The organism is Alteromonas sp. ABE4_545, assembly GCF_056161325.1.
Window position 1 is genome coordinate 111,116 of the sequence record NZ_JBSWYY010000008.1, and the last position, 25,554, is coordinate 136,669.

Annotated in this window: 13 protein-coding genes; 12 read left to right on the top strand and 1 reads right to left on the bottom strand. The window is 46.1% G+C overall.

The features are described 5' to 3' along the window. From sdhA to ACXAH6_RS10040, 12 genes are all read left to right on the top strand, one after another. Positions 1–1,773, top strand: coding sequence for a succinate dehydrogenase flavoprotein subunit (gene sdhA / locus ACXAH6_RS09985; protein WP_474876519.1), 1,773 nt, complete (start codon positions 1–3; stop codon positions 1,771–1,773). 15 nt (positions 1,774–1,788) lie between these two features. Then, positions 1,789–2,499: a succinate dehydrogenase iron-sulfur subunit gene (locus ACXAH6_RS09990; protein WP_474876520.1), complete on the top strand. Its 711-nt coding sequence runs from the start codon at positions 1,789–1,791 to the stop codon at positions 2,497–2,499. A 148-nt stretch (positions 2,500–2,647) separates the two neighbouring features. Beyond that, entirely contained in the window at positions 2,648–5,467 is a 2,820-nt protein-coding gene (gene sucA, locus ACXAH6_RS09995; RefSeq protein ID WP_474876521.1) for a 2-oxoglutarate dehydrogenase E1 component, read from the top strand. A gap of 9 nt (positions 5,468–5,476) precedes the next feature. Continuing rightward, positions 5,477–6,961 (top strand): 2-oxoglutarate dehydrogenase complex dihydrolipoyllysine-residue succinyltransferase, encoded by a 1,485-nt coding sequence (odhB, locus tag ACXAH6_RS10000; RefSeq protein ID WP_474876522.1) that lies wholly within the window; start codon positions 5,477–5,479, stop codon positions 6,959–6,961. Positions 6,962–7,106: 145 nt separating this feature from the next. Then, entirely contained in the window at positions 7,107–8,273 is a 1,167-nt protein-coding gene (sucC, locus tag ACXAH6_RS10005; protein WP_474876523.1) for an ADP-forming succinate--CoA ligase subunit beta, read from the top strand. After that, positions 8,273–9,145: a succinate--CoA ligase subunit alpha gene (gene sucD, locus ACXAH6_RS10010; RefSeq protein WP_474876524.1), complete on the top strand. Its 873-nt coding sequence runs from the start codon at positions 8,273–8,275 to the stop codon at positions 9,143–9,145. Before sucC ends, sucD begins: the two co-directional genes overlap by 1 nt. Positions 9,146–9,576: 431 nt before the next feature. Next, on the top strand, positions 9,577–12,357 hold the full coding sequence (locus tag ACXAH6_RS10015; protein WP_474876525.1) for a TonB-dependent receptor: 2,781 nt from the start codon (positions 9,577–9,579) through the stop codon (positions 12,355–12,357). A gap of 130 nt (positions 12,358–12,487) precedes the next feature. After that, the gene (locus tag ACXAH6_RS10020; RefSeq protein WP_474876526.1) at positions 12,488–13,993 is read left to right on the top strand and encodes a tryptophan halogenase family protein; all 1,506 of its coding nucleotides are present in this window, start codon (positions 12,488–12,490) and stop codon (positions 13,991–13,993) included. Positions 13,994–14,001: 8 nt separating this feature from the next. Next, on the top strand, positions 14,002–15,495 hold the full coding sequence (locus tag ACXAH6_RS10025; RefSeq protein ID WP_474876527.1) for a tryptophan halogenase family protein: 1,494 nt from the start codon (positions 14,002–14,004) through the stop codon (positions 15,493–15,495). Between the two features lie 173 nt (positions 15,496–15,668). Further along, on the top strand, positions 15,669–18,716 hold the full coding sequence (locus tag ACXAH6_RS10030) for a TonB-dependent receptor (RefSeq protein WP_474876528.1): 3,048 nt from the start codon (positions 15,669–15,671) through the stop codon (positions 18,714–18,716). Positions 18,717–18,781: 65 nt separating this feature from the next. Then, on the top strand, positions 18,782–23,110 hold the full coding sequence (locus ACXAH6_RS10035) for an alpha-1,6-glucosidase domain-containing protein (RefSeq protein ID WP_474876529.1): 4,329 nt from the start codon (positions 18,782–18,784) through the stop codon (positions 23,108–23,110). Positions 23,111–23,306: 196 nt separating this feature from the next. Continuing rightward, positions 23,307–24,158 (top strand): patatin-like phospholipase family protein, encoded by an 852-nt coding sequence (locus ACXAH6_RS10040; protein ID WP_474876530.1) that lies wholly within the window; start codon positions 23,307–23,309, stop codon positions 24,156–24,158. 15 nt (positions 24,159–24,173) lie between these two features. Here ACXAH6_RS10040 and ACXAH6_RS10045 read toward each other — a convergent pair whose 3' ends face one another. After that, positions 24,174–25,484, bottom strand: a complete 1,311-nt coding sequence (locus ACXAH6_RS10045; protein WP_474876531.1) for a Na+/H+ antiporter NhaC family protein — start codon at positions 25,482–25,484, stop codon at positions 24,174–24,176. Positions 25,485–25,554 lie beyond the last annotated feature (70 nt).

Sequence of the window (25,554 nt, forward strand, 5' to 3'; positions counted from 1 at the left end):
ATGAGTTTACCAGTTCATGAATTTGATGCCGTTGTAATCGGCGCCGGTGGTGCAGGCATGCGTGCTGCACTACAAATATCGCAGTCTGGAAAGTCTTGTGCACTTCTTTCTAAAGTATTTCCAACACGCTCTCACACTGTTTCTGCCCAAGGCGGTATTACAGTGGCACTCGGTAACTCCCATGAAGATAACTGGGAATGGCACATGTACGATACCGTTAAAGGGTCTGATTACATTGGCGACCAAGACGCCATTGAATACATGTGTAAAACCGGTCCTGAAGCGATTATCGAAATGGAAAACATGGGTTTGCCATTCTCTCGCTTCGAAAACGGTCGCGTTTATCAACGTCCATTTGGTGGGCAATCGAAGAACTTTGGTGGCGAACAAGCTGCGCGTACAGCTGCTGCTGCAGACCGTACGGGTCACGCGTTACTTCATTTGCTTTACCAGCAGAACGTAAAAAACAAAACGAAAGTATTCTCTGAATGGTATGCCCTTGACCTGGTTAAAAACCAAGATGGCGACGTAGTCGGTTGTACTGCTATCGACATCGAAACCGGTGAAGTCGTTTACTTCAAGTCGAAAGCTGTTGTACTAGCAACAGGTGGTGCAGGGCGTATCTTTGCATCAACGACTAACGCTCACATCAATACTGGTGACGGTGTTGGTATGGCACTGCGTGCAGGCGTTTCTGTGCAAGACATGGAAATGTGGCAGTTCCACCCAACAGGTATCGCTGGGGCGGGTACGCTAGTAACTGAAGGTTGTCGTGGTGAAGGTGGTTATCTACTCAACAAAGACGGCGAACGCTTCATGGAACGTTACGCACCAAACGCAAAAGACCTTGCAGGTCGTGACGTTGTTGCGCGTTCAATGATGACCGAAATTCGTGAAGGTCGTGGTTGTGATGGTCCTTGGGGTCCTCACTGTAAGCTTAAGCTAGACCACCTAGGTAAAGACGTTCTTGAGTCTCGTTTGCCTGGTATTCTTGAGTTGTCTCGTACTTTTGCTCACGTTGATCCGGTTAAAGAGCCAATTCCAGTCATCCCAACTTGCCATTACATGATGGGTGGTATTCCAACAAACGTTCACGGTCAAGCGTTGACAGTTGACGAAAATGGGAATGATCACGTAGTTAACGGTTTGTTCGCTTGTGGTGAGATTGCTTGTGTATCTGTACACGGTGCTAACCGATTAGGCGGAAACTCATTGCTCGACTTGGTTGTATTCGGTCGTGCGACAGGTCTTCACTTGGGTGAAAAACTCAATGAAATCGCGCCAACTCGCGATGCATCAGAATCTGACCTTGAAGCCGCAATGTCTCGCTTTAATCGTTGGGAAAACAGCGAAAAAGGTAAGGGCGAAGATCCAGTTCAAATCAAAAAAGATATGCAGGAATGCATGCAGCTTAACTTCTCGGTATTCCGTGAAGGTGACGCAATGGCTGAAGGCCTTAAACAGCTTCAGGAAATCCGTGAGCGCCTACAGCACGCTCGATTGGATGACAAGAGTTCAGACTTCAATACACAGCGTATTGAGTGTTTAGAGCTAGACAACCTGATGGAAACCGCGTACAGCACAGCAGTAGCCGCAAACTTCCGGACAGAGAGCCGTGGTGCGCACAGCCGCTTTGACTTCCCAGAGCGGGATGACGAGAATTGGTTGTGTCACTCAATCTACCGTCCGCAGTCTGAGTCTATGTTGAAACGTGATGTCAATATGGCGCCTAAGCTTCGGGAAGCGTTCCCGCCTAAAGTGCGTTCATATTAAGAGAGGCTAAGTATCATGCAATTAAACTTTTCAGTATATCGTTACAACCCTGAGGTTGATAACGCACCTAAAATGCAAGAATACACGCTTGAGGTGAAAGAAGGTCAAGACATGATGGTGTTGGACGCGTTACTTGCTTTAAAAGAGCAAGACCCCACATTATCATTTAGACGTTCATGCCGTGAAGGTGTGTGTGGCTCTGACGGTATGAACATGAACGGCAAGAACGGCCTAGCATGTATTACACCGCTGTCGGCGCTTGGAAAAGGTAAGATTGTGATTCGTCCGCTGCCTGGGTTGCCCGTCGTGCGTGACTTGGTTGTCGACATGACACAGTTTTATACTCAGTATGAGAAGATCAAGCCGTTCTTGATTAACGACAGCAAACAGCCGCCAGCGCGCGAACATTTGCAGTCGCCTGAAGAACGTGCAAAGTTAGATGGGCTTTATGAGTGTATCCTTTGTGCTTGTTGTTCAACATCATGTCCGTCGTTCTGGTGGAATCCAGACAAATTTATCGGACCAGCAGGCTTGTTACACGCATATCGCTTCTTAATCGATAGTCGTGATACTGCAACAGAAGAGCGCTTGAATGATCTCGATGATGCATTCAGTGTGTTCCGCTGCCACGGTATTATGAACTGCGTAAGTGTTTGTCCGAAAGGACTTAACCCGACTAAAGCAATCGGCCAGATTAAGTCGATGCTTTTACAACGGGCTGTTTAGTACTATATTTCTTTCAAACTTCGTGTTTGAACGATAGCTAAGCTCTAAATGGCCATCCGCTCGGGGATGGCTATTTTTTTGTATAAATCGGTGATGATATTATCGCCAATCGACAATTAGTTTTACGACAACGTAGCAAGGCACAATAATGCAAGAAAGCGTGATGAAAGCGTGGTGGGATTCGTCGCATATGGCTGGAGCAAATGCAGCCTATGTCGAGGAGCTCTATGAAGCATACCTCGATGACCCGCAAAGTGTGTCTGATTCCTGGCGCCAGGTGTTCGATGAACTTCCCAAAGTGGAAGGCGTGGAATTAGAAAGCAAGCACTCTACAATTCGAGATCATTTTAAGAAACTCGCAGCACTCGGCCCAACGGCACGAATGTCATCTGCTCCGGCAGCAAATGTGAGTACTTCTGACTCTAAACAAGTGAAAGTGTTGCAGTTAATCAATGCTTACCGATTCCGTGGTCATCAGCATGCCAATCTAGACCCACTTGGTTTATGGCAGCAAGAGCGCGTTCGCGACTTAGAGTTGTCACATCACAGTCTTTCAGACGAAGATTTCGAAACGATTTACAACGTAGGTTCCTATGCTATCGGGCAAGAAACCATGCCTTTGGGCGAGTTGTTTAAATCGCTAAATCGTACTTACTGCAGCTCTATTGGTGCTGAGTACATGCACATTACCGATACAGAGCAAAAACGTTGGTTGCAACAACGTATAGAATCGGTCCAGGCTAATCCAACCATCGACAAATCTGAAAAGGTCAGCATCTTAAAAGGTTTGATCGCAGCAGATGGCATGGAAAAGTATCTGGGTGCTAAATTCCCTGGTGCTAAACGTTTCTCATTGGAAGGGGGCGATGCGCTCATTCCTATGCTGAAAGGTTTGATCACCGAAGCCGGAACCAAGGGTGCTAAAGAAGTGGTCGTGGGTATGGCTCACCGCGGTCGTTTGAACGTATTGGTTAACGTGTTGGGTAAGAACCCGTCGGTGCTGTTCGACGAGTTTTCTGGTAAACACGACGATACCCTAGGCTCAGGCGATGTTAAATATCACGCTGGTTATTCTTCAGATTTCGCGACACCAGGTGGTAATGTACACTTGGCGTTGGCATTTAACCCTTCTCACTTGGAAATTGTAAACCCGGTAGTAATGGGGTCTGTGCGTGCTCGTCTAGAACGTCGCGATCACGACACCAGTAAGGTATTGCCAATTACTATCCACGGTGACTCAGCTATCGCTGGCCAAGGTGTTGTTCAAGAAACCTTTAACATGTCACAAACCCGTGGTTTTGCGGTAGGTGGCACGGTTCGTATTGTCATCAACAACCAAGTTGGTTTTACCACTTCTAAAACGGTCGATACGCGCTCTACGCAGTACTGTACTGATATCGCAAAAATGGTACAGGCGCCTATTTTCCACGTGAACAGCGATGACCCAGAAGCGGTATTGTTTGTAACCAAGCTTGCGCTTGATTACCGCAACAAATTCAAGCGTGACGTGGTTATCGATTTAGTGTGTTACCGTCGTCACGGTCACAACGAAGCGGATGAGCCAAATGCGACTCAGCCGTTGATGTATCAAAAAATCAAAAAACATCCTGTTCCTCGCGCGATATATGCCGATCAGCTAGCTGCTGAAGGTGTGTTAAGTGCTGAGCAAGTGGATAAAATGATTGCAGACTACCGCGCAGCATTGGATCACGGTGCGTGTGTGGTAGAAGAATGGCGCCCAATGACTGAGCACTCAGTTGATTGGCGTCCTTTCTTAGGGCATGACTGGGATGCGCCATACGATGGTGCGTTGAGTGTTGAGCGTTTAAAAGAGCTTGGCACAGCGATCACGTCTTATCCTGAAGAGCACAAACTTCAATCTCGCGTAAACAAGCTATATCAAGATCGCAAGTCAATGATTGCCGGTGAACGCTTGTTAGATTGGGGTATGGCTGAAACGCTTGCTTATGCGACCATTGTTGCCGAAGGTAACGATATTCGTATGACAGGTCAGGATTCAGGCCGAGGCACTTTCTTCCACCGTCATGCGGTATTGCACAATCAGACTGATGGCACAGATTACATGCCACTTCAGCATATTGCCGATGATCAAGGCAAAATTGAAATCTACGATTCAGTGCTGTCTGAAGAAGCCGTAATGGCATTTGAGTACGGTTTTGCAACGGCAGAGCCAGAAACTCTGACCATTTGGGAAGCGCAATTTGGTGACTTTGCTAATGGCGCTCAAGTGGTATTTGACCAGTTCCTTAGCTCGGGTGAAGCAAAGTGGGGCCGCTTGTGCGGTTTGACCGTTTTACTTCCTCACGGTTACGAAGGACAAGGCCCTGAGCACAGTTCTGCACGCTTAGAGCGTTTCTTGCAGCTATGCGCTGACCACAACTGGCAGGTATGTGTACCATCTACGCCAGCGCAAGTATTTAACATGATTCGACGTCAAGTGGTGCGCCCAATGCGTAAGCCACTGATTGTTATGTCGCCTAAATCTTTGCTACGTCATCCGCTTGCTACTTCATCAATGGAAGAGCTGGCAGAAGGCGTATTCCACAATGTTATTGGCGAAGTTGATGACCTTGAACCAAGCAAAGTGAAACGCGTTGTAATGTGTTCTGGTAAGGTTTACTACGACTTGCTAGAACAACGTCGTAAGAACGAGCAAGATGACGTAGCGATTATTCGCTTAGAGCAACTATATCCATTCCCACAAGAAGAATGTGCGAAAATTGTTGCTCAATACAGTCATGTAAAAGATTGGGTTTGGTGCCAAGAAGAGCCACAAAACCAAGGTGCTTGGTATTGCAGTCAGCATCATTTCTGGCAAGCGATCCCAGATGGCGCGAAATTATCCTACGCTGGCCGTGAAGCTTCAGCTTCGCCTGCGGTCGGTTATGTATCCGTTCACAACCAGCAACAGAAAGCTCTGGTTGAAAACGCACTCACTATCAAATAAGGAACAGAGATGACAATTGAGATTAAAGTTCCGGTTCTACCTGAGTCAGTTGCCGATGCTACCATTGCAACCTGGCACGTAAAAGCCGGGGACAAAGTAACACGCGACCAAAATTTGGTTGATATTGAAACTGATAAAGTAGTATTGGAAGTCGTCGCACCTGAAGATGGTGTTATTGGCGACATTCTCGATGAAGAAGGTGCAACGGTACTTGGCGAACAAGTCATTGCTCATTTAGAAAAGGGTGGTGCAGCGGCACCTGCGAAAGCAGAAGCAGCACCAGCGAAGAAAGAAGAAAAACCTGCAGCCTCTGGTGGTAAAGAAGTGGATATTAAAGTTCCTGTATTGCCTGAATCTGTTGCTGACGCAACAATCGCAACATGGCATGTTCAACCTGGTGAAGCGGTAAGCCGTGACCAGAATTTGGTAGATATTGAAACCGATAAAGTAGTATTAGAAGTGGTTGCTCCGGCTGACGGTTCAATCAGTGAAGTACTAGCAGAAGAAGGCGCGACAGTGACCGCTGAAGCTGTGATTGCTAAGTTTGTTGAAGGTGCAGCGTCAGCTGCAGCTCCTGCGGCGGCGCAGGAAGAATCTTCTGCAGAAGAAAGCGATGCATTGAGCCCATCAGTACGTCGTTTACTTGCTGAAAAAGGCGTTGATCCTGCCAGTGTTAAAGGCACAGGTAAAAATGGTCGTATCACCAAAGAAGACGTTGAGAAGCACCTAAAAGGCGGAGCGGCACCAGCCTCTGCGCCAGCGAAAACAGAAGCGGCAGTTGCACCTGCGGGCGAGCGCTCTGAAAAACGTGTGCCTATGACACGTCTGCGTAAGACAATTGCAAACCGTTTACTAGAAGCTAAAAACTCTACGGCTATGTTGACTACTTTTAACGAAGTTAACATGAAGCCAATTATGGAGCTTCGTAAGCAATATCAAGAAAGCTTTGAAAAGCGCCACGGTATTCGCCTTGGTTTTATGTCTTTCTACGTTAAAGCGGTAACAGAGGCGTTGAAGCGCTTCCCAGAAGTTAACGCGTCAATTGATGGCGATGACATCGTATATCACAACTATTTCGACATCTCTATTGCCGTTTCAACGCCTCGTGGTCTAGTGACTCCAGTGTTGAAAGACACAGATACACTAGGTATGGCTGGTGTTGAAAAAGGTATTAAAGAACTCGCACTTAAGGGCCGAGATGGTAAGCTGTCTATGGCTGAGCTACAAGGCGGTAACTTCACTATCACAAATGGTGGTGTTTTCGGTTCTTTGATGTCTACGCCAATCATTAACCCGCCGCAAAGCGCAATCTTGGGTATGCATAAAATTCAAGATCGTCCAATGGCAGTAAATGGTAAAGTTGAAATTCTCCCAATGATGTATTTGGCGTTGTCATACGACCACCGTATCATTGATGGTAAAGAATCTGTTGGCTTCTTGGTCACAGTTAAAGAAATGCTGGAAGATCCTACTCGTCTACTGCTTGATGTGTAAGAGATTTCAGTCTCGCTTTGTGTGAAGGGCAACCTAGTGTTAGTGTTGCCTTTCTCACAGCTGGTATTTGGGGCACACCTACCAGCGTTGTTGAATCAAGCCGCATAAGCGGCTTTTGTTTAAATAAAAATCGGATAGAAACACCATGAATTTGCATGAATATCAAGGTAAGCAGCTATTCAAAGAATACGGCTTGCCTGTTTCTGAAGGATACGCAGCTGATACTGCTCAAGGTGCTGTCGAAGCGGCTGACCGTATTGGCGGTAACGAGTGGGTAGTAAAATGTCAGGTCCACGCCGGTGGTCGCGGTAAAGCTGGCGGTGTAAAGTTAGTTAAGAGTAAAGATGACATCCGCGCTTTCGCTGATAACTGGCTAGGCAAAAATTTGGTGACGTTCCAGACTGATGAAAATGGTCAGCCTGTTAGCAAAATTTTGGTTGAGTCTTGCACAGACATCGCTAACGAATTGTACCTAGGTGCAGTTGTTGACCGTACATCACGTCGTGTTGTTTTCATGGCTTCAACAGAAGGCGGTGTAGAAATTGAAACCGTTGCTGAAGAAACGCCAGAGAAAATCCTTAAAGCTGAAATCGACCCAATTGTTGGTCCTCAGCCTTATCAAGCTCGCGAAATGGCATTCAAACTAGGTCTTGAAGGCGTGCAAATCAAGCAGTTCACGCAGATCTTCCTTGGCCTTGCTAAGATGTTTGAAGACCTAGACGTTGCGCTAATCGAAATCAACCCTCTAGTGATCAAAACAGATGGCAACTTGCACTGTCTTGACGCTAAAGTAGGTATCGACAGCAACGCACTATATCGTCAGCCTAAAGTAAAAGAGATGCACGATCCTTCGCAAGAAGATGCGCGTGAAGCTCATGCTGCTCAGTGGGAACTTAACTACGTAGCACTAGACGGCAACGTTGGTTGTATGGTTAACGGTGCTGGCCTTGCAATGGGTACGATGGATATCGTAAACCTACACGGCGGTAAGCCTGCTAACTTCTTGGATGTTGGTGGCGGCGCGACGAAAGAACGTGTTGCTGAAGCATTCAAAATCATCCTTTCTGACGACAACGTGAAAGCCGTATTGGTTAACATCTTTGGTGGTATTGTACGTTGTGACATGATCGCTGAAGGTATCATCGGTGCAGTGAAGGAAGTTGGCGTAGAAGTACCTGTAGTTGTACGCCTAGAAGGTACAAACGCAGAACTAGGCCGTGAAGTACTTGCTAACTCTGGCTTAGATATTATTGCTGCTGAGTCGCTAACGGATGCAGCACAGAAAGTTGTTGCAGCTGCGGAGGGCAAATAATGTCAGTATTAATTAATAAAGATACCAAAGTTATCTGTCAGGGTTTTACTGGTGGTCAAGGTACTTTCCACTCTGAACAAGCTATCGCTTACGGTACGCAAATGGTTGGCGGTGTAACACCTGGAAAAGGTGGTACAGAGCACTTAGGTTTGCCAGTATTCAACACAGTACGTGAAGCAGTAGAAGCGACTGGTGCAACCGCAACAGTAATCTACGTTCCTGCTCCATTCTGTAAAGATTCTATCGTTGAAGCTGCAGACGCAGGTATTGAGCTTATCGTTTGTATCACAGAAGGTATTCCTACATTGGATATGCTTTATGTGAAAGAGTACGTTGAAGCGAAAGGCGTACGCATGATTGGTCCTAACTGTCCAGGTGTTATTACTCCTGGAGAGTGTAAAATTGGTATCATGCCTGGCCATATCCACAAGCCAGGTAAAGTTGGTATTGTTTCACGTTCTGGTACGTTGACGTACGAAGCGGTTAAGCAAACAACTGACGAAGGTTTCGGCCAGTCTACTTGTGTTGGTATCGGTGGTGATCCTATCCCTGGTTCTAACTTTATCGACATCTTGAAGATGTTCCAAGAAGACCCTCAAACTGAAGCTATCGTTATGATCGGTGAGATCGGCGGTACTGCTGAAGAAGAAGCGGCAGCGTTTATTAAAGCTAACGTGACTAAGCCGGTTGTTTCATACATTGCTGGTGTTACGGCACCTCCGGGCAAACGTATGGGCCACGCTGGTGCGATTATCGCTGGCGGTAAAGGTACAGCAGACGAGAAGTTTAAAGCACTTGAAGATGCAGGTGTTAAAACGGTTCGCTCTCTTGCTGATATCGGTAAAGCGCTACGCGAAACAACGGGTTGGTAATCAACGCGTTTTCGTAAAGCTTTCAATAACCCCGGATTTATCCGGGGTTTTTTTATGCCTATCTATTTCCCATCAAAATGCCATCCAAACACGGTATTAATGTGTTCTTGATTACGTGTAAATGTAAAGTTAACGGTTTTGTTTGGTTTAATTCGGTATCTCATTTAACTTAACATTAGTCTTTCTTAAAAATTTTACTAAAAAATAAAGTTAATTAAAAACAGTGGTTTGGGTTTGTTTTTGTGGCCTGGCTCAAGGTTAAAAAACAACCTTTGCTGTTAATGAGATGTGTACTAATTTTATTGAATACGTATGCATATAATTGAGTGGGGGGGAGGGCAAGAGTAGTATGCTCCTGAAATCAGACGATTGCTTTGTTCGCGTAGGGCGCAGTTAGGCAATCTCTGTGATAACACACGGGACATAAAACTATGACACACTTTAAACCAAACCTTATTAAAGCTGCGTTTATTGCAAGTGGCGTTGCTTTTGCCGCTTCACCGGCACTCGCGCAAGAAGAAAATGAAAAAGTGGTACAAGATGTAGAAGTGATTTCTGTATCAGGTATTCGCGGCAGTCTACAGCGTGCACAAGCAATTAAAATGGACAATACGTCTGTTGTAGAGGCGCTTTCAGCGGAAGATATCGGTAAATTACCCGACACCAGTATTGCAGAGTCACTTGCACGCTTGCCAGGTTTGGCAGGTGAACGTCGTGACGGCCGTAGTAGCGGTTTGTCAGTTCGCGGTTTTAATGAGAACTACGTAGGTACATCACTCAACGGGCGTGAATTGCTTGGAATGGGTGATAACCGTGGTGTTGAATACGATTTATACCCTTCTGAAATTGTTGCCAATGTACTGGTGTATAAAACACCTGAAGCGGGCTTGATGGCTCAAGGTATCGGCGGCACGGTAGATCTTCAGACAATTAAACCATTGGGTAAAGAACGCTCTATTACCTTCAACGGTTCGTTTGAACAAAACGGTATGGAATCAGCTAACCCTGATTTTGATGATAACGGCCATCGTTTCTCTTTGAACTATGTTGATTCCTTTGCTAACGACACGCTAGGAGTTGCACTAACGATTGCTTCGATGGAGTCGCCTTCACAAGAAGAGCAGTTCCGTGGTTGGGGTTATGCCACTGCTAACGCAGACAACGCGGCTGAAGGTGTTAGCGTACCAGAAGGAACCACCATATTGGGTGGTCATGATTCTTTTGTACGTTCAGCGATGATGAAGCGTGATTCAATTGCTGCAGTGGTCCAATATGCGCCCACTGACAAGCTCACTTTTCAATTAGACGCACTTTATATCGACTTTACAGAAGACAAAGTTTTCCGTGGTCTTGAAGAAGGTGGTGCCGAGTGGGGTACGTCTGAATATACCATTACTGGCGTGGAAGACGGCTTTGTAACGTCTGGTTATTACGACGGTTATTATTCAGTGATCCGCAACGATGCGGAGAGCAAAGACGCAGAGCTCACTACATTTGGTTTGAATGTGGAATATCTCATTAGTGATGATTGGTCAGCAACCATTGATTTGTCTACTGGTGATGTTGATAAAACGATTCAAAATATTGAGAGTTATTCAGGTGTCGGTCGTGCAGGGCAAGACGGTCGCCCAATGGCTGCTCGCTCTTGGACCATGACATCAACCGGAGTGATGTATTCTGATCACCCCACTATTGACCCTGTAGATTATACCGATGAAAGCTTAATTACTTTGGCGGGTCCACAAGCCTGGGGTAACCCATTGTTTGGTAGTGACGCACAAGACGGTTACGTAAACGAACCTGTTTTTGAAGAAAGTTTAGACACAGCGCGTATTGAAGTAGAAGGCTTTGTTGATTACGGCTACGTAACAGGCATTAAAGCAGGCCTAGTTTATTCTGATCGCTCAAAGAGCAAAGTAAACCAAGGTTATTACCTGACTGCACCAGAATATCCTGATGATGGTCCAATTCCTGATGTACTGGGTGTAGCAGACCTGAGCTTTATCGGCATCGAAGGTATTTTGGCGTATGACGCGCTTGGCTTGTACAACAGTGGTTACTACACGGCTAATGACGCAGCACTTGTAGACAACGGTCGTCTAGGTGACACCTATGAAGTACAAGAAAAGCTACTGACCCTATTCACTAAAGTTGACCTGGAAGCTGAATTTGGTGATGTGTTCATGCGCGGTAACATCGGCATGCAAATTGTTGATCAGGACCAGTCGTCAACTGGCTTTAGTACTGTATCGAATGCCGACGGGTACACCGAAGCAACACCTGTTTCCGGTGGGGCAGACTATCGCAGCTATTTACCAAGCTTGAACTTGAGCTTTGAAATTGCTGAAGGCCAGTTTATTCGTACTGCCATGTCTCGTGTAGAGAGCCGTCCTCGTATGGATGATATGCGCCCTAATACTCAGGTAAGCTTTTCATTCAATGACAATAACATTACCTCGACCGATCCTGAAAATGGTCCATGGAGTGGCGGTTCAGGCAACCCAAATCTGCGTCCTTTGGCAGCGAATCAGTTCGACCTAGCGTATGAAAACTATTTTGCTGATGCGGGCTACTTTGCAGTGTCTTTCTTCTTTAAAGACTTGCGTAACTGGCACCGTGATTCTAGCTTGCTAGAAGATTTCAGTGATTTGTACATTCCTAGCTATCACCAAGGTTCTGAGGGGCAAACTCCTGCGACTTACATGGGCTTTGTAAGTGCTAAAGAAGACGGTTTACAAGGCTTTGTTCGCGGCTGGGAGTTACAGGCTAGCGTACCGCTTGAAGTTATCCACGAGAGTTTAGAAGGCTTTGGGATCGTAGCGAGTGCCAGCTTCCTGGACGGAAAAATGGACGATGGAACCCATGTACCAGGACTTTCAGAAGAGACCTATCAGCTCACGGCTTACTACGAGAGCAATGGTTGGGAGTTCCGTGTTTCTGGTCGTAAACGCTCTGAATTTACCACTGAAGTCCGTGGTCTGAGCTTGGCATTAGAAGAAACCATTGATCAAGGTTCTGAATTATGGGATGCACAGATTGCTTATGACTTTAGTGAGTCAGGCATTGAAATGCTCGACGGGTTACGTATCACCTTGCAAGGTCAGAACTTAACGGATGAAGATACGCTGCAAACTAATGCAGATCCGCGTGAAGTGACTAAGTATCAAAGCTTTGGAGCAAACTACTTGCTCGGTTTTAACTACGAGTTTTAAGTAACGGCTCGCATAGGGGATAAACTTCCCCGTATGACTAAAAAACCACTACTATTAATTTAGCAGTGGTTTTTTTATTTGTACTCAAGATGTTAGTGAGTGAAAGTGGTGTAAAGGTAAGAATTAGCGCATGAAAAAGCCGATAAACAAAGTGGTGATTTTAGGTGGCGGTACCGCAGGTTGGTTGTCTGCTGCGTTATTGAAAAAAGTACTGGGCGTTGCGGTCGATATCGAGTTAGTAGAATCTGATGCCATAGGCTCGGTGGGGGTGGGAGAGGCCACAATCCCGCCTATACGATTGGTGAATAATGTATTGGGGTTGGACGAAGCCGAGTTTGTTCGTGAAACACAAGCCACAATTAAGCTTGCCATTCGTTTTGAAAATTGGCGAGTGAAAGGCGAGCAATATTATCACTCGTTTGGTTCCCCTGGTAAAAGCATGGCGTTTTGTCATTTTCATCATTTATGGTTAAAAGCGAAAACGCTGGGGAGAACAGAATCCCTGTGGGATTACGACCTAAACTATTTGTGTTGTGAAGCGGGCAAGTTTTCGCAAATTAACGCCAAAGATCCCGCATTGTCACTGCCTTTCGCTTATCATTTTGATGCCGCTTTGTATGCAAAATTCCTTAATCAATTCAGCCAGAAACTCGGTGTAACACGCACAGAGGGCAAAGTAGACCGAGTTATCGTCGATCCTGTGTCAGGCGATGTACAGCGTTTAGTTCTTGATAGCGGGCAGATGATAGACGGCGATCTTTTTATCGATTGTTCGGGGTTTAGTGCTCTTTTGATTGAAAAAACATTAGGCACAGGATTCGACGATTGGTCCCATTTGTTACCGTGTGACAAAGCCATTGCAGTGCCTTCTGAGCCACATAAACACACCGCACCTTTCACGCGTTCCATTGCACACGAGTCTGGCTGGCAATGGCGAATTCCATTACAGCATAGAAACGGCAATGGCCATGTGTATTGCTCTCGTTATTTGAGTGACGATGAGGCCAGTGCGATTTTACTTAATCATTTAGATACACCCGCGACAGACGACCCGAGAGTGATTTCTTTTACCACTGGTAGAAGGCGCAAGCAGTGGAACAAAAATGTTGTTGCTATTGGTTTGTCGAGTGGATTTGTAGAGCCGCTTGAGTCTACTAGTATTCATTTGATCCAGTCAGGTATTGTTAGGTTACTGCAACTCTTTCCCCATCAGGGCATTGATAAAGTAGTACAAGCTGAGTACAACGCGCAATCGGAACGCGAGTTTACGCAAATTCGAGATTTTATTGTCATGCACTATTATTTGAACGAGCGTAATGACTCAGCATTTTGGCGTGACCGACGCCAAGTCGACCTGCCTGAGACACTGAAACACAAAATGGCACTTTTTGCGGCGAATGGTAAATTATTTAGAGATCAAAATGATTTGTTTATGGAAGGGTCTTGGCTACAAGTGATGATAGGGCAAGGGATATTACCTCAAGACTACCATCCTGTTGTTAACAATATGTCGGATCAGCAATTGCTGACGACACTAGATCGCATTAAAGCCCTGAAAAACGAGCCTTTATCATCATTGCCTTCGCACGATGATTATCTCGCATCGTTAGTTCGCTCATCCGCTGTAACGCTGTGAGGTAAGGTATGCAAAACATAGTGATATTGGGGGGCGGCACAGCGGGGTGGATGGCAGCAAATTTATTCCATCACCTGTTACCAGCCGACAAGGTTACCGTTACGCTAGTTGAATCACCTGAAGTCGGTATTATTGGGGTGGGGGAAGGATCAACGCCCACGCTGAAACGTTTCTTCGACATGCTAGGCATTAAAGAATCTGAATGGATGCCCGAATGCAACGCCACGTATAAATCGAATATTCAGTTTACTGGTTGGTCTCCTCAATCGGGTATTACGAGTTACAGTCACCCGTTTATTTCTCAGGTTGATACCTTCACAGAACGAGCATTTTACACCAATTGTCGTACTCGGCGTTTGGGGTTAGACACCCACACTTTACCTGATTCCTTTTTATTAAATGGTGTACTCGCACAAAAGGGGCTAGCGCCAATTACGCCGGAACACTTTCCTTTCAGAATGGAGTATGGCTACCATTTTGATTCCCACCTGTTAGGCGGATTTTTGGCTAAACGTGCAGTATCAAAAGGCGTAACACATTACCAAACTCGGGTAACAACAGTTGAACAGCATGTTGATGGGAGTATAGCGTCGCTGCGTTGTGACAATGGAGAAGTTATCAACGGAGATTGGTTTGTTGATTGCTCGGGCTTTGCGGCGGTCTTACTAGAGAAAACCCTGGGTGTGCCATTTGAATCTTTTGGCGATAACTTGTTTAACAACGCGGCAGTTGTGTTGCCTACGTCAATGGAAAACGATATTCCAGTACAAACCGAATCCGTTGCTATGGCATGTGGTTGGCGCTGGAAAATTCCTCTAACACACCGGTTTGGCAATGGTTATGTGTATGCCGATGGCTATCTGAAAAAAGATGACGCTGAAACTGAATTGCGGCGAGAATTAGGGTTACTCGATGCAGACGTGGAAGCCCGTCATCTTAAGATGAGAGTGGGGCAGCGCGCTCAACATTGGTGTAAAAACTGTATTGGTTTGGGGCTTTCCCAAGGATTTATTGAGCCTTTAGAAGCCACAGCCTTGCATCTAGTGCAAATCTGTATAGAAATGTTCGCTGACTATTTGCTCAAAGGGCAATTCACTAATCAATTCGCCAAGGAGTACAATCAAAGAGTGCGAGAGCGATTTGACAGGGTGAGAGATTACATTGTCGCTCACTACAAGCTCAACACACGACACGATTCGGATTACTGGCGTGACAACCGAAATAACCCCCATTTTTCAGATTCACTCGGTCAGTTACTTGATGTGTGGTTTAAACGAGAAGTCTTAGAGCAGGAAATTGAACGTCAGCAACTCGCCTCTCATTTTGGTGCGACCTCTTGGCATTGTTTGTTGTCGGGATATGGCGCCTATCCCGCCTTAGCGCCGAATCAACCGGGTAAAGGCGACCTCTACAAAGATCAAGACATTGCCCGTTTTATGCAAGGATGTGCGTTAAATTTCCCCTCTCATCACAATGCATTACAACAACTAATGCCGTCTTAATAGCGAATAAAGCACTTAAAAGTAAAAATAATTAATAAAAAGTAATTTAAATGTAAATGAATACGTATGCAGTTGGTTGTCGATAAATTGTGCATACGGCTAGTATCGTATTGGGATTAATAAACGGGGCTACGGTTTGGTAGCTCTCGTAATAACAATACGAGATTGGACTCATGACAACATTCAGACCCAGCCTGATCATGGCTGCGATGATCAGTGGTGGTTTGATTTCCTTGCCCATACAAGCACAGGAAACAAACACTCCTTCAAGTGATGAAACCAAAGACATCGAACGTATCGAAGTTAAAGGTTTTAGCACCAGCTTAATTCAATCACTCAACCAAAAACGTTTTGGCGATACCGTATCAGAGCAAATATCAGCAGATGACCTAGGTGGTTTGCCCGATGTTTCAATGGCGGATGCGTTAACACGTCTACCGGGTATTTCTGCTGTTAGAACCGGTGGTCAAGCGGCTGAAATTAACATTCGCGGCTTAGCCGGTGATTTTGTGTTCTCTACCTTAAATGGGCGAGAGCAGGTGTCTACCAGTGGAAGCCGTGCTATTGAATTTGATCAATACCCTTCCGAGTTGATCAATTCAGCTGCGGTATACAAATCACCCAAAGCGTCTCTGATTGAAGGTGGGGTAGCAGGAACGGTTGAATTGCAAACCGCTAGCGCGCTCGCGAATGAGAAAACTCATACCTTTAATGCCAATATTCGAGGCATGTATAACGACCGCGCTTCAGAAGTGTCCGATGCTACCGAATTTGGTCATCGCATCAGCTTTTCTTACCAAGGAAAGTTTATGGATGACACGCTGGGCGTATCGTTAGGTTATGCCAGATTGTTCCAGCCCAGCGTATCCACGCAGTTCATAGGTTTTGCCTATAACGGTGAGGTAGATGTGGATCACGTTGAAGGTGACGAAGAAAATTACAACCCTAATTCAGACATTCCTAAAGAACAACAATGTGTGGAATGTGAACTGATCAGCGAAGGGTTTGAAATGCAGCACAAGGGCGGTGAAGAAACCCGAGATGGTTATATTGCAGCCATTGAATGGGCGCCTAATGATGTATTCAAACTCAAGGGTGACGCATTCATTTCTAAATTTGATTCAGAGGCTTTTGCGCGGGGCTTTCGAGTGAAATTAGGCGGCGTGAATGCCGATATCGTCAACCCCGTTATTGTTAATAACAGCGTAGTAGGCGGCACGTTTTCTCGTTCTAAACAAAGTGATACCCGCGTTGAATTGGTCAATGATGACAATCAAGATTTTGATCAGGTAGAAAGCTACGGTGTGAAAGCCGAATGGCAAGTCACCGAGAATTTGGCAGCCCAATTTGATGTGTCATTGTCAAAAGCCGAGAGCAATTTCCGCAATGGTTTATTGTGGTCACTGGTGTCTGAAGATGCCACGGCTGCCAGCCCTGTATTTGACCGCAATGTGCAAATTAGCTATCAGCTAAACGGCTTAAACTTACCTGATGTTGCATTCAATCAGGCCGACGCCTTTACTGACCTAGGCCGTGTAATGGTCAGCAAGTACGGCATTTATCCTTATGAAAATACTGATGAGCTTGATGCCTATCGCATGGATTTCCAATATTACTTGGATAACCCGTTCTTATCTTCTGTAGAGTTTGGTGCCCGTTATTCTGATCGCGAGTACACCAATGACCGCTCGGTGTTTGAGTATGGTAACGACAGTGGCTTTTCAATTAGCGAAGGACCATTAGCGCTAACCAGTGATTTGGTTGAGCAAGTTGATTGGGAAGGAGATTTTAGTTATTTCCCCAGCTATTTATCGGTAGATCTCAACAGTGCGTTGAATGCGTGGTTCCCCGATGGCGTGCCTCAACCAGCGCAAACATGGGGGCCAGCTGCAGCAGGTGTTATTAATGGTGAGGAAGGGGCAACACAAGCCACTGCGTGGTCAGTACTGGAAAGTGGCAAAGTATTTGAAACTGTTAACGCAGCCTATTTGATGGCGAATATTGACACTGAGATTGGGAGTTTACCGATCACAGGTAATATTGGTGTGCGATATGTGCGTTCAAAACAAGCTTCTACAACACTCCAAAGAGCGACACAATTTTTACCGGGTTCGTCTGAAGAAGTTAGTGACCCCAGCGCAGGCGCGCAAAACATCATGGACGAATTGGGATACATCAATAATTTCTATCGTTCGACCATTCTTACTCATGAATACGATGACTGGCTCCCATCGATAAACTTGAATTTCAAGTTGACCGACGATTCACAATTGCGCCTAGCTGCTGCAAAGGTGATGGGGCGAGCGCCAATCAACCGCTTTGCAGCCAATGCCTCGACGAATGTTGAAACCATCACGGCATCAATGGATAGGGATTCAGGGGAAATTACTTTGTCGCAGCCCTACGCCAGAGTGAATGGGTCTGCCCAAAATAGTCCGTATCTTAACCCGTTTTACGCAACGCAGTATGACTTGTCCTACGAGTACTATTTTAGTGAGTCTGACGGCGCCTTCATTGCCGCAGCGTTTTATAAAAACATTGAATCGTTTATCGAAAATATCGCGATAGAACCCTACGATTTTACGGGTAACGGTTTTGTGGTACCTGAGTCGGTAGAAGTGCCAGTTTATCTTGAACTTGAATTTGCAGGCCAAGCACCAGAACTCGCATTAGATGCAAATAACGACCCTATCTATGTGACAGTGCCAACCCAAAATGGCCGTTATGAAACCGCGATTAACAACGCCGAAGGGGGTTACATTCGTGGTATCGAGCTGGCCTATACTCAAATTTATTCCATGTTACCCGGCGCACTGTCTGGATTAGGCGTAAATGCCAGTTATTCCTACACCGAAAGTGAAATTCAACGCACAACAGGCAACAGCGTGTATGCCAGTCGTTTACCAGGCCTATCAGAGAACGTTGCAACCTTCACTTTATTCTGGGAGTGGGAAGGCTTTGAAACTCGCGTTTCTACGCGTTACCGCGACGCCTTTGTCTCTGAGCAAGTGGCGGTGAATGACCAAACCGTGAATTTTGATGATGAGTTGGTGGTGGACTATCAAGCGTCTTATGACATTTCTGAAAATATGCGCGTGCTGTTCCAAGTAAATAACCTTACTGATGAACCTACACGAAGCTATTTTTCGTCTGAAGAACAAACCGGCACCATTCAATTCTTTGGCACCCAATACTTCTTGGGGATGACGTACTCACTATGAAACAACCACACGCCAATATGCTGAGAAAACACGTTATCCAAATGAGAATTCAGGAGTATCTGAATATGAACGCTTTATCTAGATTGTGCGCCGCTGTATTGCTTGTAATGTGCGCATTGATGCTGTCCGCCTGTGGTGGAGGCAGTGATGTTAAACCTGGCTCCAATGACATCTTAGTGTGTGATTTACCACTTGTACCCAATGATGATGGAACGGCTTGCGTTGAGCCAGAACCCATCGAATGTCCAGCTCCGACTGTACCCAATGCAACCAACGACGATTGCGTTGTTGGGGCTGATCCTACACTGCCTGACCCAGTATTTTTTCCTGCGGAAAATCAAGCTGTATTGTATTACAACCGCGCAGCGGTGGGGGCTGACAATAGCCCCAATGACAGCGAATACGAAGGCTGGCTACTGCACACTTGGAATAACGACGCCTGTGATGCGTATGCCGATGCTGACACAGATTGGGCCAACGGGCGTCAGCCTACGGCCATTGACCCCAATTATGGCGCATATTGGGTACTGGATCTAAAAGAAGGATACGCGGATTGTCACAACTTTATTATTCATAAAGGCACCGATGATGCCGGCAAAGAAATGGGTGGCGCCGATTTCCAAGGCTCTCTGGTTCAGGATGATGAAACCTTCGTCAGAATGAATTTCACCTTGTCTGGTGAGCCACGTATTTTTGAATATCCCATTATGTCGCTCGGCGAGCAGCCAGTAGACATTGAAGGGCGTGGCGCACACTGGCTCGATGGACAAACCATACTGTGGAATACACCAGAAGAAGTTGAAACGGTGCGATTGCATTACAGCGCAAATGCTGGCCTTGAAACCACGCTAGAAAACGGCCTCAATGGCACGGCGTTGGCTATGTCGGCGGTTACCTTAACTGACGAACAAACTGCGCTTGCTCCGCATCTTAGCGCTATGAGTGCCTTTGCTGGGGATTGGACAAATGACGACGCCAAAATGTATTTGCGTGGTCAAGTGGTACTCGGCGGTTACAACAGCGACGATAAATTAGTTGCGGCCACGGGCGTGCAAATTCCAGTAGTACTTGATACGTTGTACACTCAAGGTGAAGAAGATGCCGATGAAGCACAACTGGGGGCGATTTATACTGATTCAGGCATTACCGTCGCAGTCTGGGCGCCAACGGCCCAATCTGTGCGTCTATTAACGTATAACGATAGCAAAGTGCAAACCAACGCCTTTGACATGGTGCGCGACGACACTTCTGGTGTATGGCGTTATGAAGGCGATTCGACTTTAGATCGCACCTTGTATCGCTATGAAGTCACTGTGTATCACCATGTGACAGAAGGCATTGAAACTTTAGAAGTCACAGACCCTTATTCTGTGTCTGTTTCAACCAATGGGCGTTTCTCTCGTTTTGTTAATCTCAGCGACGACGACCTCAAGCCAGAAGGCTGGGATACGCAAAACATCCCAACCATTGAAAACTTCGAAGATGCGGTGATTTACGAAGGCCATATTCGCGATTTCAGTGCACTGGATGAATCAACATCTGAGGCAAATCGCGGTAAGTATTTAGCCTTTACCGAGTCTAATTCTTTGCCTGTCGCCCATTTAATGGAGCTGGTGGAAGCAGGTGTCACGCATTTCCATATGCTGCCAGCTGCCGATATTGCCTCGATAAATGAAGATACGAGTAAAACCGTAGACTTAAACAGCACGGTAGGCGATTTGTGTCTATTGAATAACGATGCCGCTGTGTGTGAAGAAGAGGCATCAAACACGCTACTGATCGATGTTTTCAACAGTTATGATCCTTTGTCTGAAGCGGGTAAAGCGCAAACACTCGTGAATGATATGCGCAGCCACGATACCTTCAACTGGGGTTACGATCCACATCACTTCAATGTGCCAGAAGGCAGTTATGCGTCAGATGCTGATGGTGTTGCACGCATTGTTGAAATGCGTGCCATGAACCAAGCGCTTCATGAGATGGGCCTACGTGTGGCATTGGATGTGGTGTACAACCATACCAACGAATCGGGTGTTTACTCAAAATCAGTACTCGATAAGGTGGTTCCAGGTTACTACCATCGCTATGACGTAGAAACTGGCGCAATGGTGCAAGAAACCTGTTGTGAAGACACGGAACCACGCAACAAGATGATGGAAAAACTCATGTTGGATTCACTAATGATGTGGACCACTGAGTATAAGTTTGACTCTTTCCGCTTTGACATCATGAGCCAAGCGACCAAAGACACCATGGTACGTTTGCGCGATGCGATTCAAGCCATCGACGAAGACAACTACTTCTATGGTGAAGGGTGGAATAAAATTGACCGCGGCTATGAGCAAGCGAATCAGTTGAATATGGCAGGTACAGAAATTGGTACTTATAACGACCGTATTCGCGAGGCGATTCGCCAAGGTAATATATTCCAACCAGACAGTGATTCATTGCTTTACGATCAAGACCGTTTAAAAGTGGGTTTGGCAGGCACCTTGACCGATTTTCGCTTGAACACGTCTAGTGGCAATACGACCCAAGCGAGTAACTTAGGTGGCTATGCTACTGATCCGGCCGATATCATTAACTATGTGTCTAAGCATGACAATGAAACCTTGTGGGATCAGTTTAACTATGTATTACCAGATACCTTGACCCTTGCTGAGCGTGTGCGTGCGCAAAACATGGGTATTACTTTGCCATTGATGTCGCAAGGTATTCCATTTTTGCAAATGGGTGGCGACATGCTTCGCTCCAAGTCTATGGACCGCAATACCTATGATGCGGGTGATTGGTTTAACCGCGTTGACTTCACTAAACAAAGCAACAACTGGAATATTGGCCTGCCACTAGCACAAGACAATCAATCTCGTTGGGCTGAGATGGGCGAGTTTGTCTATGCGCCAGAGCGTGCGGCAACCATGACCGAAATTGAATTTGCGTCGAGCGTATTCAATGAGTTTTTGACCATTCGCCGTGATTCACCACTGTTTCGTTTAACTACCGCAGAAGCGATAAACAATCGAATTGGTTTTCACAATTTAGGCGAGCGTCAACAGCGCGGTCTGATTGCTATGAGTATTGATGATGGCGCTAACGGCGATACGGGCCCTGAACTTGCCGATATTGATCCAATGGTTGATGCCATCATGGTGGTAGTGAACACCAGTTATGAAGAAAAATCCATTGAAGTGGCAACCGCTGTAGGATTTGAGTTACACCAAACTCAAATGAATTCTGTTGATACGGTAGTTCGTGGTGCAAACTTCACTGAAGGTGAAACTGCCGGTACCTTCACCGTGCCAGCGTTAACCACCGCTGTGTTTGTTAAGCCACAGATGGGCGCTCAAGCCTACGGCTTAGCGGCTACCGCAACGTCTGGTGCCCCTGATGTTGTACCGTTTGGTGATACCACTGTGTATATCAGAGGCGGCATGAATGGATGGTCGACCAATGATGCCATGCAGTATGTAGGTGATGGTAAATATGAAGTGACAATCGCACTCAATGCAGGGGAATCTTATGAATTTAAGGTGGCCTCTGAAGACTGGGGGACGGTTAACTTTGGTGGGCCTGACGGCGGCGATAGCACAGTTGTGTTTGCCACTGACTTTGCGTTGGCACAATCGAACAATAACTTGTCATTTACTGCGCCAGAGACTACCACCTATCGATTTATGTTAGACGCTAGTATTGCTGATGCGCCGCTATTAACGGTGAATTATGATGAACCGTATTTTGGTACCGCAGTGTATCTTCGCGGGGCAATGAATGGCTGGGGCACAGAACAGGCCTTTAGTTATCAGGGTGATGGCATTTATACCGTATCGGCAACGCTGGAGCCGGGTACCTATGAATTTAAAGTTGCTTCTGAAGATTGGGCGACGGTGAACTTTGGCGCGGTGTCTGGTGATGATGCAGACAAAGCCGTGTCGCCCGGGAACACCCAGTTTATCGCAGCGACGAATGACAACTTGGTACTCACAATTGAAGAGTCTGCGGACTATGTGTTTGTCTTTAACGCGTCAGACAGTAATTCGCTCACTATCGGCGTGTTTAAAGAAGCATTCTTTGGTACCACTCCTGTGTTCTTGCGTGGTGGCATGAATGGGTGGGGAGCAGATGATGAATTTGTTTATCAAGGAAATGGCGCCTATTCGGTTACCGTTGAACTAGGTGGTGGTGCAACTGAGTTTAAAGTGGCGTCAGAAGATTGGTCTACGGTGAATTTTGGTAATCCTAACGATGCCGACAGTAACCTCGTTGCGATTGATACACCAAAAACCTTAGGTAACAGCAATAATAACCTCTTGATTGATGTAGCCGCGGGTACCTACACCTTTACGGTTTCCGGCCCTGATGGCAGTCAACCAAGGTTAACCGTGAGCCAAAACTAGTCGCGTATATTGCACCCGTGACTCGTTGTTCTCAGTGAGAAAGTAGAAGGCCTCGCCAATGCGGGGCCTTTTTTTTGCCGTAATTCATCGAAAGAATGAATTAACTCATCCAAATTTATTCACTAGCCCTTGACGAAAAGTGTGGCGTACACTTAACGTAACTGATCGGAGGAGTAGGTTGAGCGTTAAGGAGCACATGATGAAAAAAGGGTTAGTGGTTGAAGGCGGCGCGATGCGCGGTATATTTGCTGCAGGTGTTTTAGATGGTTTCTTAAAACACGGAAAGACCGATTTTGATTTCGCCATAGGTGTGTCGGCTGGAGCGACCAATCTCTCTACGTATGTGTCGGGCAGTAAGGGGGTGAGTAAAACCATTATTACCCGCTATGCCACAACACGTGATTTCTTCGATCCTATTCGATTTATCAAGGGCGGCCATATGACGGATGTGCATTGGTTGTGGCACCATTGTAAAAATGCGTTGCCTATTCCCGTAGACGATAATCGTCGCTCAATGCAGGTCTTTGTTGGCGTAACGAATACAGAATCGGGCCAATGTGACTATTTACCCGTTACTAAAGACAACATCGATAGTCTGATGGTCGCAACCTGTGCATTACCCCTGTCTTATCGTGAACAACCTGAAATTAATGGCATACGCTATGTTGATGGCGGCGTTGCCGACCCCATTCCCGTAATTCAAGCTTACGAAAAGGGGGCGAGAGACATTACTGTTATTTTGTCTCAACCACTGGGGTACACAAAAAAACCGGCAAAGGCGACGTGGCTTATCAATAAGATGTATCAGCACCAGCCCGCGTTATTAGCCACTATGCTCAAGCGTGATCAAATTTATAACGACACATTGGCGTTTATTAAAAATCCGCCAGCAGGGGTAAAAATCAATATTATTGCGCCTGACGATACGTTTTGTGTGAAACGCTTAACCATGAATAAACGTAAGTTAATGTATGGGTATCGAGCGGGTATGCGCGCAGCGAAAGGGTTCTGTGAACAGCAAGCAGTGCCTAGTCGACAACGCGCCTAGGCACAACATCAGCACTTATTCTTGTTCTAGTGGCGCAGAGAAGCGCGGAAAGTTAAACACGATAGATAAAACCCCAATGAATAAAATCAGCATGGGATACCAGCAATAGGCCGCAATGGCCAATGGTGAAATACCGGCAATCGCAGCGGCGCTGAGCAACTGTGCACTGTAGGGTACCATCCCCTGAAATGCGCAAGAGAATACATCGAGTAAGCTGGCAGTTCGACGAGGATCTACACCATATTGATCATTAAGGTCTTTGGCAATGGGGCCTGCCGTTACTATCGCAATAGTGTTATTGGCCACCGACAGGTCAAGTACGCTGACAAGGGTTGCGATACTAAATTCTGCACCACGGCGAGAGTTAATGCGTTGGGTGAGCACTTTAATTAACCACGCAATACCGCCATAGGCGTGCATCAGGCCTACAATCCCTCCTATTGTCACTGCTATCATAGAGAGGTCTTGCATCCAGCCCATGCCTTTGTGCACGCTGGTCAATAACGCCAGTAAATCAAATGTGCCGTCTAGCAAACCAACAAGACCAGCACTGACAATTCCCACAGTGAGTACCAAGATCACATTTAGTCCAGCCAACGCGCTTAAGATGATCAATAAGTACGGCAATACCTTATACAAATCAAAATCATCAGCCTGTATCGCTTGGCTGGTGGTTACATCGACAAAGCTAAGCAGGGCGATGGTAATGAGGGAAGCGGGTAATGCAATTAGTAAGTTTGCCTTAAATTTATCCGTCAACTTCACACCTTGGCTGCGGGTGGCTGCAATGGTGGTATCTGATACAAAAGACAAATTGTCGCCAAACATAGCGCCGCCCACCACAATTCCAACAGCGAGAGGAGCTGATACACCTAAACTCTCGGCAAGCCCAGCACCGATAGGGGTGAGAGCAGTGATTGTGCCCATTGACGTGCCCATGGAAAACGAAATAAAACAGCAGATAAGAAATAAACCGGGCAATATCAAACTGGTAGGCACAAAATTCAACGCCATATTGACCGTGGCATCTCTTGCGCCAATATCGATAGTGAGTGCATAAAAAGCGCCGGCTAAGAGAAATATCAACACCAACAAAATGATATTTTTGTTACCCCCTCCGGTACAAAAAGTTTGAATTTTTTCGTTGAGTGTCAATTTGTTATCTTTGGGTTGCAGTAGTAATGCGTAACCGGCACTAAGGAAAAAGGCAACCAAAATTGGCATCGCTGTGATGTCATTACTAATCAAACCAGTGAAAACCACCAGAATGACAAACATAAAAATAGGGGTTAAACCCCAAAAATTGGGTATGGGAGACTGTTGCACAATATGCCCTTAGGAGATGTTCTGTCGATGTATTTTTGATAATTTGGGCGCAGGATAATCTGTGCCCAGA